Raw genomic sequence first — 17,420 nt, forward strand, 5'->3', positions numbered from 1 at the left:
ACACTCGTCCCTCGGCTACCAGACCCCGGCGGACTTTGCCCGCACCATCATCGCAACCGGCACCGGCGCTCCGCTATCGGATGGCTCCGCACCTACGCCGGTTGCTCAACCAGCGCCCAACGGCGTAACAGAAACGGACGAGGCTCTAATCGCCGCTGGATGAAGGTTCAGTGGCAGGTCACGCCCCATGAATAATCTCGTCCAGGCCAATGGCGGCACGGGCGTTTCCCGCAGCCAAATCTCGCGGCTTCGCGAAGACATCGATGAATACGTCAATATTTTCCTAACTTGACCGATTGAGGGCGAGTGGAGCTATTTATAGATCGACGCCGCCTACCTAAAGGTTCGGCAGGTCAGATGAATCGTCTCGGTCGAGGCCTCTCTCGTCGTCAACATCAACCGCGTTGGCCGCAGCGATGGCGATCACTCCATATGAAGCCGAGCCGTTCTGGACGGAGTTTCTGCGTGGTCTCGTCTGACGTAGCCTCACCGTCGTCAAACTGGTGATGTCCGATGCTTATGAGGACATTTAAACCGCTGTGGCCCATATTCTCAGCTCAGCATAGGAGCTTCGCCGCGTTCATCGCCACCGCGTTCGCCCAGAACGACCTTCAAAGTGCCAGCAAACAGTAGCGTTACGTCGCCGATCAGATGCGCGGGAAATTGCCGAAGCGTGCTAGCAGTGCAGCTCGGTTTTCAGACGCGTAGCGCGTTTCAGTAACCTGTCTGAGCGACTGGCGCGGTTACGATCGTGCGTAGGCCCGGATGGTTGTCGGCGCTTTCCAGCGCACCATCGATCTGGTTCAAAAGAACATCGAGCATCCGTGAGCCAAAACCCGTTCCCTTGACCTCGTTGCCCTTCCCGGCTCCTTGATCCGCGACGACCATCCGGAACTGATTGTGATGCTGTTCGAGCGAGACAGCGATGGGGCCAGCAGCGCCCTCGTACGCGTATTTATTGGCGTTGATGACGAGTTCGGTCAGGATTAGTCCGACCGGAACTGCTTTATCGGCTGATATCAGGACGGGCACCAGATCGAGTGTGATCTGGTCGCGCCAGCCTTCGTCCAGGGTCGCAACTAGCTCTTCGACGAGCTCCTCTAAATAACGGCCAAGATCGACGTTATCGACGCTCGTCCCGCTGTAGAGCCTACGGTGTACGAGCGAAACAGCACCAATCCGTTGTTGGGCTACGGTGAGATGTGCAACCGCTTCGCTCCCGGCTGCTTCGCGCGCCTGCATCCGCAGGAACGAGTTGACAAGCGACAGGCTGTTTTGAACGCGGTGATTGACCTCCTTCAAGAGGAAGTCCTTTTGCCGAATGAGACGATCGTTCTCGCGGATCGTCACCGCCAGCTCTTCGTTCAGGAGCTTCATCCGGCGGTTTGCGCGCTCTTCGAGCAGGCGCTGGATGATCCGTCCTGCGGACTCGACTTCTGCCAGCGACCATGGTCTGGAACGCCCGCGCACCGTTTCCGTCCAATTCTCGAACGACGAGCGCGGTGTCAGAACGGCGTTCGGATCGGCATCGACATTCTTGTGAGGATTGCCGGCCCATTCGACGACCTGCAGCTTCTCTGCCCGGAACCAGAGAAGTACGGTCGGAACTTCGCTTGACATAACGACGGCAAGAAGCCCACTGGCGATCTCACGAATGCTCGCAGCTTCCGGGAGATCGGTCGACAAGCGATCCGTCGAGACCGGACGCTGGGGAATCGACTGCATGGCAAAGCGGGCAATTGCCTGAATCATCATCGGGTCCGGGCAGGTGCCCTCCGTGAAGACGTCTCCTCCCTGAAACGCGGCGAACCCGTCGGATGCCATCATCCGGCGCAGTTCACGGCCTGTCTGTTTGAAAAACTTGCCGAGCGTGTCATCTGGTCCGAGCTTGCCACAGATGTCGTCTTCACTCGATCGCAAGCGAACGCGCTCGCGATAAAGAACCGCTTCATCCTTGGCACGGATCTGACGTGAGAGTTGCAGGGCAAGGATCTCGCACGCATCGCGAACCGATCGCGACAGCGGGCGTGGTGTGCGGTTGTGACAGGCGACTAGACCCCAAAGGGTCCCGTCCTGAACGATCGACACCGAAGCGGACGCTGCGACATCCATGTTCGCCAGATATTGCAGATGGATCGGCGAAACACTGCGCAACGCGGCATCGCTGAGATCGATCTCGGCAAGATCGCTGGCGGAGCTGCGGATCGGCGCTGGGGCATAGGCCACGTTTGGAATGACGCGAATGCGGTTGCGGATGTAGAGGGCGCGCGCCTGTTTAGGGATATCGGCGGCGGGGAAGTGATGGTTCATGAATGAACCAACCCCCTCCGCATCGCTCTCACCGACGACAACGCCAGCGTTGTCTTCGAGGAACCGATAGACCATCACTCGGTCGTAGCCGGTCAATTTGCGGAAGACAGCCGCGGCGTTCTTGTAGAGATGATTGAGGTTCGACGATCGCTCGAAGCCATGGCTGGCTGCCTTGAGGATCGAGAGTTTGATCGGTTGGTCGCTCTCCGCCGGCTCCAGCTCGGCGACGAGCCATTCACCAGATCGATGTAAAGCGACATCGAATGTTTCCGTCTGACCGATGAGCGGGTCAAGTTCCAGGACCGAACCTGCGACGATCTCGGACGTGTCGACGGGTTGGCCGAGGACCTCGCTCAAGGCGCGCCCGGACCAGTTCGATGTCAGTCGGTTTTCGACGTCGCCGGCGACGCCGACGATCAACGAGGTTTCAGCATCCGCGACAAGCATCACCCCATGCGGCTGGATGGCGCCGGGGATATGGATCGGTTCGCGGTCGCACAGCATTAACGCCTTTTTGGGTTGGTCGAGCAAATCGCCTCGCGGAAGTCTTGAGAATGGACAGTGTCCAGATCGTAGACTGTCATCGGCGAAGACGCCACCAAGCAGAAGCGTCAGAGGTCGCAGAGCCCGTACAGGCTTGCGGCAATCCGTCACTGCAGAACGGTATTGTCTGCTAACGCTGTCTTCATCGCATTGCGTGAGACTATGCGCTGCCAATGACGATCGGAGGACGTTACCCTCTCGCTATAAGTCATGGAGGGCAGACCAAAGTGCACGACGTTCCGAATGAGGCTCTAAGGATCGATAATCGGGATACGGCGCTGCGCTATATGAGTAGTGGCGTCGTCGTGGTCGACGCTGACGCTCGGATCGCGTTCTACAACGAACGGGCTGTGGCGCTTTTCAAGGTCGATCCCTGCAAGCTCTCGATCGGGCAGCCCTGGCGCGAGTTCTTGCGAGCCATCACCGAGACGTTCGGATGGGACGAGACCCGCTTCGAGCGGGCGGCCGATAATCATGCAACGTGGATGGCCCGGTCTCAACAGACACGGATCGACCAGCGACTGGCCGATGGGTCGGTCCTGGCCATGGTTTGTGAGCCTTTGGCGGATGGCGGCGGGGTCTTTACCTATGACGATGTAACCGATGCGGCCAATTCGGCTCGAGCGCACCGCGTCCTGGAACTAAAGGCACAGCATTCGGAACGCAGCTTTCGTCAGCTCGTGAAGGGTATTACCGATTACGCGATATACATGTTGAACGTGGACGGCACGGTCGCCAACTGGAATGCCGGCGCCGAGCGGGCGAAAGGTTACACAGAGAGCGAGATCGTCGGCCAACACTACCGCGCCTTCTACAGTGCCGAGGACCGGGCCGCCGGCATTCCGGAGAAAAATCTCGCGACAGCTTTGCAGGAAGGGCGGTTCGAGGACGAAGGCCCTCGCTACCGCAAGGACGGCACCTCGTTCATCGCGCACGTCGTCATAGATCCGATCTACGAGGATGACGGCACCCTTTACGGGTTCGCGAAGGTCACGCGGGATCGCACGGAGCAGGTCCGGAACGCCGAGCGCATCGCGTATATGGCCCGCTTCGATGCGCTGACGGGCCTGCCCAACCGAACACAGTTCGTCGAGAAGCTGGACGCGGCCATCGAGAAGGCGATCGACGGCATCGACCACGTCGCGCTCGTTAATATCGATCTCGACGGCTTCAAGCAGATCAACGACACCCACGGCCATGCCGTTGGCGATGCGCTGTTGAAGCTCCTTGCGAGCCGGATGTCGGACGGCCTTGCCGCACATGAAGTCGTTGGCCGCTTCGGCGGCGACGAGTTCGTGGGATTCACGACCTACCGGACGCCTGCGGACCTCGACGCATTCCTGAAGCGCCTTCACATCGCGCTGACTAGCCCGACCTCGATCACTCACTCGTCGTTGACGCCTGGGGCGAGCCTCGGGGTAGCCGTCTACCCGCGCGATGCTGATAGTCGCGAGAAGCTGATGAACAACGCGGATCTTGCGATGTATCGCGCAAAGGCCTCGCTGCTGGAGAAGATCTGCTTCTACACTGCCTCGATGGACGAACAGGCGCGCGACCGCCGGGATCTCGGCGCCGATATGTGGACCGCGCTCGAGGCCGGCGATCAGTTCTTCCTGCATTACCAAGAGCAACTCGATGTCGTCACGGGAGCGATCTGTGGCTACGAGGCTTTGCTGCGCTGGCAGCACCCCACTCGGGGCCTGGTCTCACCCGCCGCGTTCATCCCCATTGCGGAAAGCTGCGGTGCGATCATGCCGCTCGGCGACTGGGTGCTCGAGAAGGCCTGCCAGGCGGCTGCCGATCAAGATCTTCCACGAATTGCCGTAAACGTTTCGCCGCTGCAGCTTGGCGACGTTTCCCTGGTCGACCGATTGCGCGCGATCCTCCTGCGAGCCGGTCTGTCACCGGCGCGGCTCGAGCTCGAAATCACCGAATCCGCGGTCATCAACGACCGTGAACGCGCGCTGCATATCCTTCGGCAGATCAAGGCGATGGGAGTCGCGATCGCCATCGACGATTTCGGCACCGGTTATTCCTCTCTCGAAACCCTCCGGTTGTTCCCGTTCGATCGGCTAAAGCTCGATCGTTCGTTCACGAAAGATCTGGAGCGTGATCCGAAGGCGCAAGCGTTCGTGGAAGCCATGCTGATGCTTGGACGCAGCCTTCGCATGACGGTGCTGGCCGAAGGCGTCGAGCGGCAGACACAGATGGCACTGCTTGCCAGGATTGGATGCGGTGAAGTTCAAGGTTTCCTGTTCGGCAAGCCACGGTCTCTTGAACAGGCGTCGCTGGCGACTGCCTCTTGATTGCCGCTCACAATAATTCGCGACCGTCACCTGATGTTCGAACCTCACTCGCAGTCATGGTCTCACCCTGGTCAATTAAATGCGAAGGCGACTCCAGTCTTATGGAACGCGTGAGCCTCTATGATCGATGAATCGGTTCAGCCGTGAACTTGCCGCCTTGATAGACAGCATCCGGAGCATCGGCGTCCGGTCGCTCAATGGCCGCGTCTATCGCCTCGCGAAAAGGCTCGGAACTGTCCTTCGGCTTCCATCCGAGAAAGGCGGTAGCCGTGTTGTCCCACCATCGCGTGTCGTTGTCCGAAACGCCCCAGATCACCGGGCAGCCGAGGCGCGGGGCACGGAAGACACATTCGATCAGCCGGGCGAAATCGTCCGGACTCATCCATGTGGAAAGCATGCGGTGATCACGCGGCTTCTCGAAGCAGGAGCCGATCCTGACAATCGCAGTCTCCTGACCGAACTTGTCATGGTAAAGGCTCGCGACCGCTTCTCCGAAACACTTGGAGACGCCGTAGAGCCCGTCCGGGCGAAGGGGAACGTCGGCAGTCAGGTGGGTGTCCTGGGTGTAGTAGCCGATCGTATGATTGGAGCTTGCGAAGAGAATGCGTGGCATTCCGTGCGCCCGGGCGGCTTCGTAAAGATTATAAACGCCGACGATGTTCGCCGGCAGGATCTTATCGAAGCTTTTCTCAATTGAGACGCCCCCGAGATGAAGGATCCCGTCGCAGCCCTCGACGAGCGACATCACCGCGTTCCGGTCTGCAAGGTCGCAGCGCACGAACTCGGCATCCGCCCCGCCCGGCTCCATCTCGGCGATGTCGGACAGGCGGAGGGTCTTCGCGACAGAGTCAAGCCTTCCACGCATTAGAGTTCCAAGGCCGCCGGCGGCGCCGGTGACGAGAAGCTTGCTCAGCATGGTCTGTCCTACTGGAAAAAACTTGGAAGGGTCAGGGAAATCGCCGGCACGTAGGTCGTCAGTAACAGCGCGACGAGAATGGCTAGATAGAACGGCCAGATCGTCCTGACCGCATGTTCGATCCTCACACCGCCGATGACGCAACCGACGAACAGGCAGGCCCCGACGGGTGGCGTACACAATCCAAGCCCCAGGTTCATCATCATGATGATGCCGAACTGGATCGGGTCCATTCCCAGGTCTCGGACAACGGGCAGGAAGATCGGCGTGCAGATGAGGATAAGTGCGGCCATGTCCATGATCATGCCGAGGGCAAGTAGGATCAGATTGAGCATGAGGAGAATGACGATGGGGTTGTCGGAGATCAGCTCCAGCGAGCCTGCGAGGGTTTCCGGCACCCGGTAGAGCGCGAGGAGGTATGCGAAGGCCGAGGCCGTCGCGACGAGGATCATGACGAGGCTGGTGGTTTTCACCGAATTGAGGACGGCCGCCTTAAAACCCTCCCACGAGAGTTCCCGGTAGACGAGCACCGTGACTAGGATCGCGTAGATCGCGCCGAATGCGCCGGACTCCGTCACCGTCATGACGCCGGAAAGGACGCCTCCGACGATGATGACCGCGGTAAAAAGCCCGGGGATCGCGACAACGAAGCTTGTCCCCAGAGCTGCGAGGCCGGGGAACGTTTCGCCGCCGTAGCCTCGCCTCACCGCGACGATGTAGGCGGCGACCGCAAGGCAAAGGCACATGAGGATGCCTGGGACCACGCCGGCGATGAAGAGCTGCGAGACCGAAACGCCTCCGGCTGCGACTGAAAACAGGATCATATTGTGCGACGGCGGAATGACGATGCCGGCGACGGACGAGGTGACTGTGACGTTCACCGCGTAATCGGCGTCATAACCTTTCTCCTTCATGACTGGCATGAGGATCGATCCGAGCGCGGATGTATCGGCGACTGCGGAGCCGGAGATCCCCCCGAACAGCATGGAGGCCGAAACGTTGACGAGCCCGAGCCCGCCGCGAACGGAGCCGACAGCGGCAGCGGCTAGCCGCACGAGGCGCGCAGCGATCCCGCCCTGCATCATCAGGTCGCCCGCGAAGATGAAGAAGGGGATCGCCAGCAGCGAGAAGACCGAGATGCCGGACATGATCCGCTGGAAGGCGACGAAGAGCGGAATGCCTTCGTAAAGAAAGCCAGCAATGGTCGCGAGACCGAGCGCGAAGGCAACCGGCACGCCGACGATCATCGCGCCGATGAAGATTCCGAAGAGGAGGATCAGGCCCATTCAGGCACGCTTTCGATAGAGGGGAAGAAGACGAAGGCCGAGCCGAGCGGCAGCGAACAGAACGATGAGCGCGCCGCAGATCGAAAGCGGCAGGGCGCGCCAGCCTTCCGAGATACCGAGCATTGCGATAGTGCGACGGCTCGTGTTCAGGGCGAGGACTCCGCCATACCACGCCATGAACCCACCGAAGACTACGAGGCCGACATCGGTGAGGATGCGCAAGGCCTCGCGCGGGCCGACGGGCATCGCCTCGCGCACAAAATCGATCGAAAGATGGGAGGATCGCCAGACGCCGACGGACGATCCGAGGAAGGTGATCCAGACGATCAAGACGAGTGAGGCCTGCTCCACCCAGGTCGGCGTATCGTTGAGGACGTAACGCCCGAAGACGAGCCAGCCGAAGATGGCGATCAGGGCGACCATCATCGTGCCGGAGACCGCCATCAGGACCGAGGCGAGGCCATCCAGAGCACGGACGAGCCCAGAGGCAGCCTGCGGCTTGTTTGATACCGCGTCGAGTTCTGCCGAAGGGGGATGATGAAGGCTCATGGATTGCCTCTGAACTGCCTGATGCCTTGGCATAACGAACTGTTAGGCGTTTTCGATGTCTTGGCCGGACCCGTGTGCCGTTTCGGACGGACCGGTTCACCGCCCATCACCGCGCGGCGTCCATCGCGTTTGTAAACCGATTGGCGTAGACGGAGAGCTATCTTCCGTGGGTATCCATGGGTGCTTCGGTTTAGGGGTTGGCCACGCTGCCAGCGGTGGAGCCACCGCCGACATGCTTATGAGAGCGCGCCTTCCGCCGGCTCTGGCCGAAAAGCGCTGCTGAGATATCGGCCGACCGTGCGCGTCAGCCCGATACTTTGGTCGACTGGATCTCTTCGACCAGCGGCTGAAGATCGGGATAGCTCTCATAGAAGCTTTCGTAGACGGGCTTCATCTTCTCCTGGAACGGCGTCTTGTCGGCGATCTCGTTGATCTCGACGCCGGCCTGCTCGACCTTCGCGCGGCTGGTCTTTTCCTGTTCAGCCCAGAGCCTGCGCTGCTCGGCCGATGCGTCGACAGCCGCCTGACGGACGAGCTCCTGGTCTTCCGGCGAAAGCGCGTCCCAGCTCGTCTGGGAGATACAGACGCATTCAGGCAGGATCAGATGTTCCGAGAGCGAATAGTATTTGGCGACTTCGTAATGGTTCGAACTTTCGAAGGATGGGAAATTGTTCTCCGCGCCGTCGAGCACGCCGGTTTTCAGGCTCTGGTAGACCTCGCCATAGGCCATCGGCGTCGCGTTGCCGCCCATGTCGTCGACCATGTCGACATAGAGCTGGTTGTTCATGACGCGAATCTTCAGGCCGTCGAGGTCTTCCGGCTTTTCGATCGGCCGCTGGGTGTCATAGAAGGACCGCGCACCCGAATCGAACCATGCCAGCGCGACGATGCCTTCGTTCGACATGTCGTCGGAAAAGCGCTGACCGATCTCCCCGTCCATCACTGCATGCATCTGCTCGACACTCGAGAAAAGGAATGGCAGCGAGAGCGCGTTGATCGAGGGGACGAACTCTCCCATCGGCCCGAGATTGAAGTTCGCGAAATCGAGGGCGCCGTTCCGGACCTGGTCGATCGCATCCGGCTGGTCCCCGAGGACAGCGTTGCTGTAGACCTGCGCACTGACCCGGGCTTCCGTCTTGTCGGTCACATCCTTGGCGAACTTCTCGAGTGCGATGGTGTTCGGATAGCCTTCGGGATGAATATTCCATCCGCGCCAGTCTGCGGCCTGTGCACTCGTACCGAACGCGAACGCCGCCATGCCGGCGAGAATGGTGCTGCGCATCAACCCATGGATTGTCATCGTTTCATTCCTCCCGAATATAAAATTCTGCAGTCGTCCTATATTCCCGCCGGATCAGAAAACATTTGTCATACAACTTGTCAAGAAATTAGGCTGGCCAGATAAATCGTATGACGCTAATCGAAGGGCCAAGCGAGGAGTATGAAGGGAGCAACGTTTGAGCGACGCGGTGACAACGGAACGCATGGTTGAGGCTGACGAAAAGCCCGTGCGTCGGCGCATCAACCGCGTTTCAGAAATCAGCGAAAGGCTCAGGCGGATCATCCAGTCCGGCCATATCGCGGTCGGGCAGAAACTGCCGACCGAAGCAGCCCTTACATCGCAATATCAAGTCAGTCGCACGGTGGTGCGCGAGGCGATCGCCTCTCTTCGATCCGACGGACTGGTCGAGTCGCGACAAGGCGCCGGCGTTTTCGTGTTGTCGGCCGGTATGCCAGACAGTCTTGGTCTTACGAATATCGACCCGTCCCGCATCAGTTCAGTTATCGAGATGCTGGAAATTCGCACCGCAATCGAAGTAGAGGCGGCGGCCCTTGCGAGCCAGCGCAGGTCACCTGCGCAGGACGAGGCGATCTACGAGGGTTGCGAGGTGATCGAAGCGCTGATCAAGTCCGGGTCGGCGACGACCGAAGCTGATCTGGCCTTCCACTTCGCGATCGCGGATGCAACGAACAATGCGCGGTTTCGCGAGTTCCTGACCATGCTGGGCTCCAGCGTCATTCCTCGTCGAGCGCTCCAGAACACTGGCGATGAGCAAGCGCCCGCGGATTATCTGAACCAGATTCAGGCCGAACACCGGCAGATCGCCAAGGCGATTTCCATACAGGATGAGACTGCAGCGCGCGACGCTATGCGGCGCCATCTCAAGGGTGGTCAGGCCCGCTATCGCCGCCTTCTGCGCGGAACATAACTAGTGGTCAAAACGAATTGTCAGACAAATTATTGACAAGCTGAGGTCTGGATGCATGATCGTGGCGAACGAAACATCTGCATGGGACTGCCGCATTCATGGACCCGCTCGATCTTAAGGCCGCCCTTGGCGCAGGCCTTCTGTCATTCCCCGTGACCGCCTTCGATGGAGATCAAAGGTTCGCCGTCGCGCCCTATCAAAAGCACATCGAATGGCTCTCGAGTTTTCCGGCAACCGTGCTCTTTGCAGCGGGTGGAACCGGCGAGTTCTTCTCGCTTGCTCCGTCTGAGGTCCCCAAGGTTGTCTCGGCCGCACGAGCAGCCTCGGGCGATACCCCAATCGTCGCAGGCTGCGGCTATGGGACGAAGATGGCGGTTGATCTCGCCGTCGCGGCCGAAAAGGCGGGTGCCGACGGGATTCTTCTTCTGCCTCATTATTTAATTGATGCGCCGCAGGACGGTCTCTTCGCCCATGTGAAGGCAGTCTGTGACGCGATCTCGATCGGCGTGATGGTCTATAATCGAGACAATGCGATCCTTCAGGCCGACACACTGATGCGCCTCTGCGAAGCCTGCCCCAACCTCGTCGGCTTCAAGGACGGTTCGGGCGATATCGGTCTCGTGCGGCAGATCACGGCGACAGCCGGCGACCGGCTCACCTATCTTGGTGGTATGCCGACTGCGGAACTCTTCGCCGATGCCTATCTTGGCGCGGGTTTCACCACCTATTCGTCCGCCGTCTTTAACTTCGTGCCGGCACTCGCGATCGACTTTTACGACAATCTTCGCGCCGGCAATCGGCAACGCACCGAGACGATCCTCACGGAATTCTTCTATCCCTTCATGGCAATACGGAACCGGCAGAAGGGCTATGCGGTCTCAGCAATCAAAGCGGGCGTCCGGCTTGCCGGCTTCGAGGCGGGAGGCGTGCGCCCACCCCTCACCGACCTGAATGTCGATGAAGAAGGCATGCTGGCGGATCTGATCGAGCGCGCCAAGACCCTATGAAGATCGTCTCCATCGCGACCCATATCCTCGATCACGAGCTCAAGACGCCGTTCGAAAGCGCGTCCATGCGCTTCGATCGCCGCCAGCACTGCCTTGTCGAAATCACCTGCGACGACGGCACGGTGGGCTGGGGCGAATGCCTGGGGCCAGCCCTGCCCAATGCCGCGATCGTTAGAGCCTATGGCGGGCGTCTTATCGGCCGCGATCCGCTGGAGACCGAAAAGCTATGGCAGGATCTCTACAGTCTCTTCCGGGACCAGGGTCAGCGCGGACTTTCGGTCACCGCACTGTCGGGCATCGACGTCGCCTTGTGGGATATTAAGGGCAAGCGGTTCGGCGTCTCGGTCGCAACGCTTCTCGGTGGGCGCGTGCGCGAAAGCGTGAAGGCCTATGCCACTGGCTCCTTCCGCCGCGATGGGGTCGACCGGGTGACGGACAATGCGGAAGAATGCGCCGGCCATGTCGCCGCCGGCTTTCACGCGGTCAAGATCAAAATCGGGTTCGGCGTCGCGGAAGACCTCGCCGTCGTTCAGGCGGTGCGCGAAGCGGTCGGCCCGGATGCACGGCTGATGGTGGACGCCAATCACGGTTACGACGTCCTCGAGGCGATCGAACTCGGTCAACGCGCGGCCGAGTTCGATATCGACTGGCTCGAGGAGCCGGTCATTCCCGAACAACTCAGCGCCTATCGCGCCGTTCGCGAGAGGCAGCCGATCCCGATCGCCGGCGGCGAGACCTGGCACGGCCGCTTCGGCTTCAAGGAACCATTGGAAACCCGCGCCATTGACATCGTCCAGCCGGACCTTTGCGGCGTCGGCGGCTTCACCGAGATGCGGCGGGTCGCTGACATGGCCGCGCTTCACGGCGTCCGCCTAGTGCCGCATGTGTGGGGAACTGCGGTGCAGATCGCAGCTTCCCTGCAGTTTTGTGCGAGCCTCCTGCCCGATCCGCCACGGCGGAATTCGATTGCGCCGATCCTCGAATTCGATCGCACCCACAATCCGTTCCGTCAGGCGATTGTCAAAGCTCCGATCGAGCATGTGAACGGCGTCGTTGCCGTGCCGGAAGGACCGGGCATTGGCATCGAGATCGACCGCCATGCGATCGAAGAATTCCGACTGAAGGATGCCCGATGACGATCGAACGCACCTATACTGGGCAAAAGCCCTCGATCATCCTTCCAAAAGGCGCGATCGATACTCAGACCCATATGTTCCTGCCGGGCTTTCCCGCGGTCGAGCCGGGTCCGCCGGTCCCGGAGGGGCTGCCCTCCCCCGATGATTATCGCAAAGTCATGGAATGGCTCGGCATCGACCGGGTGGTAATCACGCAGGGCAACGCCCATCAGGGCAACAACGAGAACCTTCTCGCCTGCCTTGCCGAGATGGGCGAGGCCGCGCGCGGCGTCGCCGTGATCGATGAGACGACGAGCGAGGCCGAACTTGGCCGGCTGCACGACGCTGGCATTCGCGGCGCGCGCATCATGGATCTTCCCGGCGGTGCCGTTGATCTGTCCAAGCTCCAGGCAGTCGACAAGATGGCCGCCGCGATGGGCTGGGCGTTGGCCGTGCAGTTCGACGGCAGCCGCATCCTTGATCACATGAACCGTCTTTCGCGCATTGAAAGCCGCTACATTATCGATCATCATGGCAAATTCTTCGAAGGCATCGCGTCGGACGGACCGGAGATCGAGGCTGTCAAACGGCTGATCGATCGCGGCAACTGCTTCTTCAAGTTCGCAGGCTGCTACGAGTCGTCCCGGACCGGCGGCCCAGACTATGCTGATATCGCGACCATCTCTCGCTTGCTCGTCGCTCATGCGCCGGAACGCATACTCTGGGGCACGAACTGGCCGCATAACCTCGCGAAGACGACAGAAAACTATCCAGATGACGCCGCCCTTCTCAATACCGTCCTTTGCTGGATCGAGAACGAGGTCGATCGCCGCCTTATTCTGGTTGACAATCCGCAGGCGCTGTACGGTTTCCTCAAAGTCTTATGAGTTATTGCTGGGGCTTGTTGCAACTTTGAGCCTGGGACGCAGAGAGGGGTCTTGTTCGAACCTCTTCACGCTTGGTTAATTTTCGAAGCCTGAAAATTTGCGCCACCAGATTGTAATGAGTTAATCGTCTATTTGCCGACGAAACCGAAAATTCTTCCAGCCAGTGCATAGCTTTAAACCTCTAATAACTCGCCTGTCTGTATTGAATGATTGGAACCTGCTGATCATTGGGATCGCCCTCTCCGCGCGGAAATCATCGCTCTTCGCCTGCTACCACGAAATTAGTCTTTAATGACTTATGGTTTGGGGTCTTTCGAGAAGAAGAGTATACCGAACAAAAAGTACAATCCGGTGGTCTGCCCCCGGCGAAGTGGTCCTCCATGAAGTATGATTTTTAAGTCATCGGAGGACGAGAGCATGCCGAACAAGAAGCACAAGCCTGGAGAGATCGTCGCGAAGCTGCGGCAGGTGGATGTCCTTGTTTCGCAGGGACGGAGCGTAACCGAGCCGGTTGCCTAGCAACGAGAAAAAGCGTGGCTGTGATCAGCAGTCTGGGCGTTCCGTAGCACAAACCATCCCGTCAGGAGGAAGGCGAGATAGGCCAGGGTCTCGCTTAGTTCCTCGATGAAGATGGCGGCGTCCGTCCCGTGAAACGTCACGCCGTCAAAATAGTCTCCGACGAGCAGAAAGATCCCGATCGTGACGAACGGTACGGCATGGCGCGTTTGAAGGAAGTCCAGATAGCCGGGAATGAAGCGCCATCGCGCTACGAGGTATGGGATCGCGATCGCGAGGACGACAACGGCCTCGTGCAACCGGAACGCATCCGAGTTCAGGTAGGCTGTTATGGGACCGGTATTCGGCAGTTCGAGTTCCCGCAGGAACAACACGGCGGCTAGAACTGAAGCGCCGACGGAAGCCATACGGTCTGCTTGCCCTTGGTAAACGGCGGAAAGGCCGTAAAGACCGATCGTGGCCAGCAGGAGAACGTTCTGCGCGCTTTCGAGCAAGGCTCCTTCGACCGAGGTCGGCTTGAAACCGATCATCGCAGCGCTGATTGCCGCGGCTGTGATCGCGATAGCTGCGAGAGCCAGAAGCGTTTGCTAGTACCGGCGGCTGAATACGAAGTCTTGCATAGGAATTCCTTTTCGCCGCGTATCGACGGCAGAACCGGGAAATGCAACGACTCGATGGGAAACAGTTCGTGTTCGGGCGATAGGCGATGGTCCGCACCACTCTCTAGTCAGCATCTCTCTTCCTGCAACTCGGCGTGCATTGCTGAAGATCGGCAAGCACCTTCGGCTCGTCCGGAGAGAGCCTCTGAGCAGTCTTCGACCGCGTAGAAGGACCGGTAGCAGGCTTTCGCTGTTCTGCGAAACAGAACGTGATGGATGACCCAACCGCGCACCTCGGCTGTTTTGAATGCCGTTCAGGCGCTCTGTGCGTGAAAAGGGCAGAACAGTAGTCGGGCCGCACACGCAGGGCGGATACTGGATGCTATCTGTTATGGAAGAAAGTGGTTCAAGCTGAATGTAAGGGAGGAAATTTGTTTTGTACCCTGTATTTACTTTATCGAACCGAATTCCATTCTGTTGGCCAACTAAGTGTTCAGAACGGTGTTGGCATGGGTTCGCTCATTCCCTCTACTCCTCCGAAAACCATGGAAGAGCAGTACGTCGAAGAGATCGCAGACGAGATGGTCGAACTCGTCGAAGAGGAAGGCGAGACGGTGCGCGATGCGGTCTATATTGTCGCCGAACGTCGCGGGTGTATCGTTGGCGACGAGGCGGTTTAACCGCATTGCCGATTGAGCCGGATTGTCGCCAGAGCGAAGGATGTCAGGCGCGCTGCGCGCGTAGATCCAGTTTATCGGCTTCGGTCACCCATGTTCGTAGTGGTCGACTCGGACTGAAATCGCAGGGCCGAAACCTATGACAGGGAATTCAGCATGCTGCTTGTGCGATGTCGCCGGTTCGACCGTACGGAGAACGGTGTCATTGGTCCCGATTCCCTTCCCGACCCGTACGATCGCTTTCCGAAACGATTTCGGAGCAGCGCAAGCTCGATTTCGTCTGCGTCGTCTCTGTGCTCGTTTCCGATCGACGATGGGCTCTCTGGTGTTTCCTTGGGTCCAGCAGATGCAAATCCATCGCGTCCAGCGAGGCCCCGTCGAACAATTCTAACCCGCGAATTCCGTTGTCCGGCTGCATTGTAGTTTCCCCAGCGTTTCTCCAGACTGGATATAACGCTTGAAAATTGCACGCAACTTGCCGTAAGGGCATAGATGCATCTTCAAGTTCAAAGACCATTCGAAGGGCACTATTGGCCGGCTTATGAAGCGAGCGCGATGCCTGCGCCAGTCGGCCGGACCAGAACGTCAGCGGCATACTCTTCTAACGGACGGCTGAGAAGATAGCCCTGCGCCGTGCCGCAGCCCAGCGCCGAAATTGTCTCCAGCTGAATATCCTGCTCGATGCCTTCCGCCGTGGTCTGAATGCCGAGTTCACGCGCCATGGACATCATCGCGCGCACGATCGCAGCCGAGCCGGCATCCTCACAGAGAGCAGTGACGAAGGAACGATCGATCTTGATCCGGTCGACCTTGAACTCGCGCAGATGCACGAGCGAGGAATAACCTGTCCCGAAACCATCCATGGCGATACGGACGCCGAGCGCGCTGAGTGCGGTGATGATGATGGCGGCCTGCTTGCCGCGCTCCAACAGCGCCGTTTCGGTAATCTCGATCTCGATGCGCGAGGGATGGACACGATGCGCGGCCATCGCCTGCGCCAGTTGCGAGACGAGTGCAGCCGAGCGCAACTGGATGGCCGAGACGTTGATCGATACCTTGATATCGTCCGGCCAGCTCGCAGCGCGTCGGCAGGCGGATTCGGTCACGAAGGCTCCAATGGCGTTGATCAAGCCGCTCGCTTCCGTCAGCGGGATGAAATCGCCGGGCATGATCAACTGAACCGTCCCGGGTTTCTCGGAGGCCATATGGTTTGAGACCGACGCTGCGATCGGCATCGGGTCGAGGACAGCGTAGAAGTTGGCTTCGGCCTCAGCGGGCGGGATATTGCCGATTGGCTCGAGCAGCCGGCGGTTACCGAACCAGTCGACCCATTCGAGTGTAGCGAACTTGACAGCCTCAAGGGTTCGCCACGGGCCGCGCTGGCGGATGACCTCCGTTTCGAAGAGGCCGATCACGCTCTCGGCGAGCGCGTTGTCATAACTGTCGCCGACGCTGCCAACGGACGGCTTGATATCGGCCTCGGCCAGCCGTTCCGTATAGCGAATGCTGACATATTGAACGCCGCGGTCGGAATGGTGGATCAGCCGATCGCTTCCGAAGGGACGGCGCTGGTGAAGCGCCTGCTCCAAGGCGTCGAGGACAAACTGCGCTTCGGCCGATTGCCAGACCCGCCATCTCACAATGCAGCTCACGAGGACGTCGATGACAAAAGCCACGTAAACGAAGCCGCGCCAGGTCGCGACATAGGTGAAGTCGCTGACCCACAGGGCGTTCGGGCACGGCGCCTTGAAGTTGCGATTGACGTGATCGAGCAGACAGGGTGCGCCCTTGTCGCTCTTCGTCGTCCTCACCGCCTTGCCGCGAACGACCCCCTTCAGATCCATGGCCTTCATGAGCTAAGCGACGGTGCAGCGAGCGATCTCGAAACACTCACGCTGCATCTGCCGCCAGACTTTCCGAACGCCGTAAACACCAAAGTTCTCGTTGAAGACGCGACGGATCTCCAAGCCGACTTTTTCGTCCCTCTTCTTACGATCGGATCGACGATAGGGATCGGCCTTCCTGGCTGCATGTTCGTGGTAGGTTGACGGGGCGATCGGCAGAACCTTGCAGATCGGCTCGACCCCGAAGACGCCGCGATGATTGTCGATGAACGCCTTCATGGCTTGAACCGGCGCCCCAGGTCCCTTTGGCTCGCTCCGCCTGGGCAAATTACGCCGACGCCTTGCGAAGAATCTTCTTGGCCTGGCGCAACTCGCAGACGTCCCGGCGAAGCTTGGTCAGTTCCTCCTTCTCCTCGCTCGTGGGCCAGGCGCGCAGGCCTTCGTCACGCTCGGCTTGCCGAACCCAATTGCGCAGCGTCTCGCCCGAGCAGCCGATCTTCGAGGCGATCGACTGAATCGCCGCCAACTGCGAGCCGTGCTCGCTGCGGCGATCCAAAACCATCCGAACTGCATGCTCGCGGACTTCGGGACTATAAGGGGATGTTCTCTTCGTCATGGCTCCATTCTCTCAAGAGTCAGAGCCTCTGGGAAACCC

At 59.6% G+C, this 17,420-nt stretch carries 13 protein-coding genes, 3 pseudogenes and 1 other annotated feature; of the genes and pseudogenes, 8 read left to right on the forward strand and 8 right to left on the reverse strand.

The features are described 5' to 3' along the window. Positions 1–163 (forward strand): annotated as a pseudogene (locus tag DYI37_RS20385) (IS3 family transposase); the annotation flags it as partial. Between the two features lie 15 nt (positions 164–178). Next, positions 179–630: pseudogene (locus DYI37_RS20390) on the forward strand (transposase); the annotation flags it as partial. An 84-nt stretch (positions 631–714) separates the two neighbouring features. On the opposite strand, the gene DYI37_RS19150 reads toward DYI37_RS20390, so the two are convergent. Next, complete coding sequence (locus DYI37_RS19150; protein ID WP_245414011.1) at positions 715–2,841, reverse strand: histidine kinase dimerization/phosphoacceptor domain -containing protein; 2,127 nt, start codon at positions 2,839–2,841, stop codon at positions 715–717. 299 nt (positions 2,842–3,140) lie between these two features. On the opposite strand from DYI37_RS19150, the gene DYI37_RS19155 reads away from it, so the two are divergent. Further along, positions 3,141–5,159 (forward strand): sensor domain-containing protein, encoded by a 2,019-nt coding sequence (locus DYI37_RS19155; RefSeq protein WP_199520219.1) that lies wholly within the window; start codon positions 3,141–3,143, stop codon positions 5,157–5,159. A 118-nt stretch (positions 5,160–5,277) separates the two neighbouring features. Here the strand turns inward: DYI37_RS19155 and DYI37_RS19160 are convergent, their stop codons facing one another. The 4 genes from DYI37_RS19160 to DYI37_RS19175 all read right to left on the reverse strand — a co-directional run bounded on the left by DYI37_RS19160 (position 5,278) and on the right by DYI37_RS19175 (position 9,210). After that, positions 5,278–6,072, reverse strand: a complete 795-nt coding sequence (locus tag DYI37_RS19160; protein WP_116684911.1) for an NAD-dependent epimerase/dehydratase family protein — start codon at positions 6,070–6,072, stop codon at positions 5,278–5,280. An 11-nt stretch (positions 6,073–6,083) separates the two neighbouring features. Further along, positions 6,084–7,361, reverse strand: coding sequence for a TRAP transporter large permease (locus tag DYI37_RS19165; protein ID WP_116684885.1), 1,278 nt, complete (start codon positions 7,359–7,361; stop codon positions 6,084–6,086). After that, complete coding sequence (locus DYI37_RS19170; protein WP_116684886.1) at positions 7,362–7,910, reverse strand: TRAP transporter small permease; 549 nt, start codon at positions 7,908–7,910, stop codon at positions 7,362–7,364. A gap of 304 nt (positions 7,911–8,214) precedes the next feature. Continuing rightward, entirely contained in the window at positions 8,215–9,210 is a 996-nt protein-coding gene (locus tag DYI37_RS19175) for a TRAP transporter substrate-binding protein (protein WP_116684887.1), read from the reverse strand. A gap of 157 nt (positions 9,211–9,367) precedes the next feature. Here DYI37_RS19175 and DYI37_RS19180 point away from each other — a divergent pair, with 157 nt between their 5' ends. The 4 genes from DYI37_RS19180 to DYI37_RS19195 all read left to right on the forward strand — a co-directional run bounded on the left by DYI37_RS19180 (position 9,368) and on the right by DYI37_RS19195 (position 13,129). Further along, entirely contained in the window at positions 9,368–10,120 is a 753-nt protein-coding gene (locus DYI37_RS19180) for a FadR/GntR family transcriptional regulator (RefSeq protein ID WP_342634950.1), read from the forward strand. 98 nt (positions 10,121–10,218) lie between these two features. Next, positions 10,219–11,127: a 5-dehydro-4-deoxyglucarate dehydratase gene (gene kdgD, locus DYI37_RS19185; protein WP_116684888.1), complete on the forward strand. Its 909-nt coding sequence runs from the start codon at positions 10,219–10,221 to the stop codon at positions 11,125–11,127. After that, positions 11,124–12,263, forward strand: coding sequence for a mandelate racemase/muconate lactonizing enzyme family protein (locus DYI37_RS19190; protein ID WP_116684889.1), 1,140 nt, complete (start codon positions 11,124–11,126; stop codon positions 12,261–12,263). Before kdgD ends, DYI37_RS19190 begins: the two co-directional genes overlap by 4 nt. Further along, complete coding sequence (locus tag DYI37_RS19195; RefSeq protein ID WP_116684890.1) at positions 12,260–13,129, forward strand: amidohydrolase family protein; 870 nt, start codon at positions 12,260–12,262, stop codon at positions 13,127–13,129. The genes DYI37_RS19190 and DYI37_RS19195 overlap by 4 nt, the downstream gene beginning before the upstream one ends. A gap of 515 nt (positions 13,130–13,644) precedes the next feature. Here the strand turns inward: DYI37_RS19195 and DYI37_RS19200 are convergent. After that, entirely contained in the window at positions 13,645–14,175 is a 531-nt protein-coding gene (locus DYI37_RS19200; RefSeq protein ID WP_116684891.1) for a hypothetical protein, read from the reverse strand. Positions 14,176–14,753: 578 nt separating this feature from the next. Here DYI37_RS19200 and DYI37_RS20080 point away from each other — a divergent pair. Beyond that, positions 14,754–14,924 (forward strand): hypothetical protein, encoded by a 171-nt coding sequence (locus tag DYI37_RS20080; protein ID WP_158555229.1) that lies wholly within the window; start codon positions 14,754–14,756, stop codon positions 14,922–14,924. Between the two features lie 536 nt (positions 14,925–15,460). Here DYI37_RS20080 and DYI37_RS19205 read toward each other — a convergent pair. Beyond that, the gene (locus DYI37_RS19205) at positions 15,461–16,156 is read right to left on the reverse strand and encodes an EAL domain-containing protein (RefSeq protein WP_116684913.1); all 696 of its coding nucleotides are present in this window, start codon (positions 16,154–16,156) and stop codon (positions 15,461–15,463) included. Further along, a pseudogene (locus DYI37_RS19210) lies at positions 16,142–17,381 on the reverse strand (IS3 family transposase); the annotation flags it as partial. The gene DYI37_RS19205 and the pseudogene DYI37_RS19210, both read right to left, overlap by 15 nt. Then, positions 16,970–17,100: a sequence feature (AL1L pseudoknot), on the reverse strand. Its footprint overlaps the pseudogene before it by 131 nt. Positions 17,382–17,420: the final 39 nt, after the last annotated feature.

Source organism: Fulvimarina endophytica, from assembly GCF_003403015.1.
Lineage (GTDB): Bacteria > Pseudomonadota > Alphaproteobacteria > Rhizobiales > Rhizobiaceae > Fulvimarina > Fulvimarina endophytica.

Bases quoted from the DNA above. Each gene is read 5' to 3' on its own strand.
- DYI37_RS20080 (WP_158555229.1), top strand. From the start codon at position 14,754: ATGGGTTCGCTCATTCCCTCTACTCCTCCGAAAACCATGGAAGAGCAG.
- DYI37_RS19195 (WP_116684890.1), top strand. From the start codon at position 12,260: ATGACGATCGAACGCACCTATACTGGGCAAAAGCCCTCGATCATCCTT.
- DYI37_RS19190 (WP_116684889.1), top strand. From the start codon at position 11,124: ATGAAGATCGTCTCCATCGCGACCCATATCCTCGATCACGAGCTCAAG.
- DYI37_RS19155 (WP_199520219.1), top strand. From the start codon at position 3,141: ATGAGTAGTGGCGTCGTCGTGGTCGACGCTGACGCTCGGATCGCGTTC.
- DYI37_RS19165 (WP_116684885.1), bottom strand. From the start codon at position 7,361: ATGGGCCTGATCCTCCTCTTCGGAATCTTCATCGGCGCGATGATCGTC.
- DYI37_RS19205 (WP_116684913.1), bottom strand. From the start codon at position 16,156: ATGCCGATCGCAGCGTCGGTCTCAAACCATATGGCCTCCGAGAAACCC.
- kdgD (WP_116684888.1), top strand. From the start codon at position 10,219: ATGGACCCGCTCGATCTTAAGGCCGCCCTTGGCGCAGGCCTTCTGTCA.
- DYI37_RS19170 (WP_116684886.1), bottom strand. From the start codon at position 7,910: ATGAGCCTTCATCATCCCCCTTCGGCAGAACTCGACGCGGTATCAAAC.
- DYI37_RS19200 (WP_116684891.1), bottom strand. From the start codon at position 14,175: ATGATCGGTTTCAAGCCGACCTCGGTCGAAGGAGCCTTGCTCGAAAGC.
- DYI37_RS19175 (WP_116684887.1), bottom strand. From the start codon at position 9,210: ATGACAATCCATGGGTTGATGCGCAGCACCATTCTCGCCGGCATGGCG.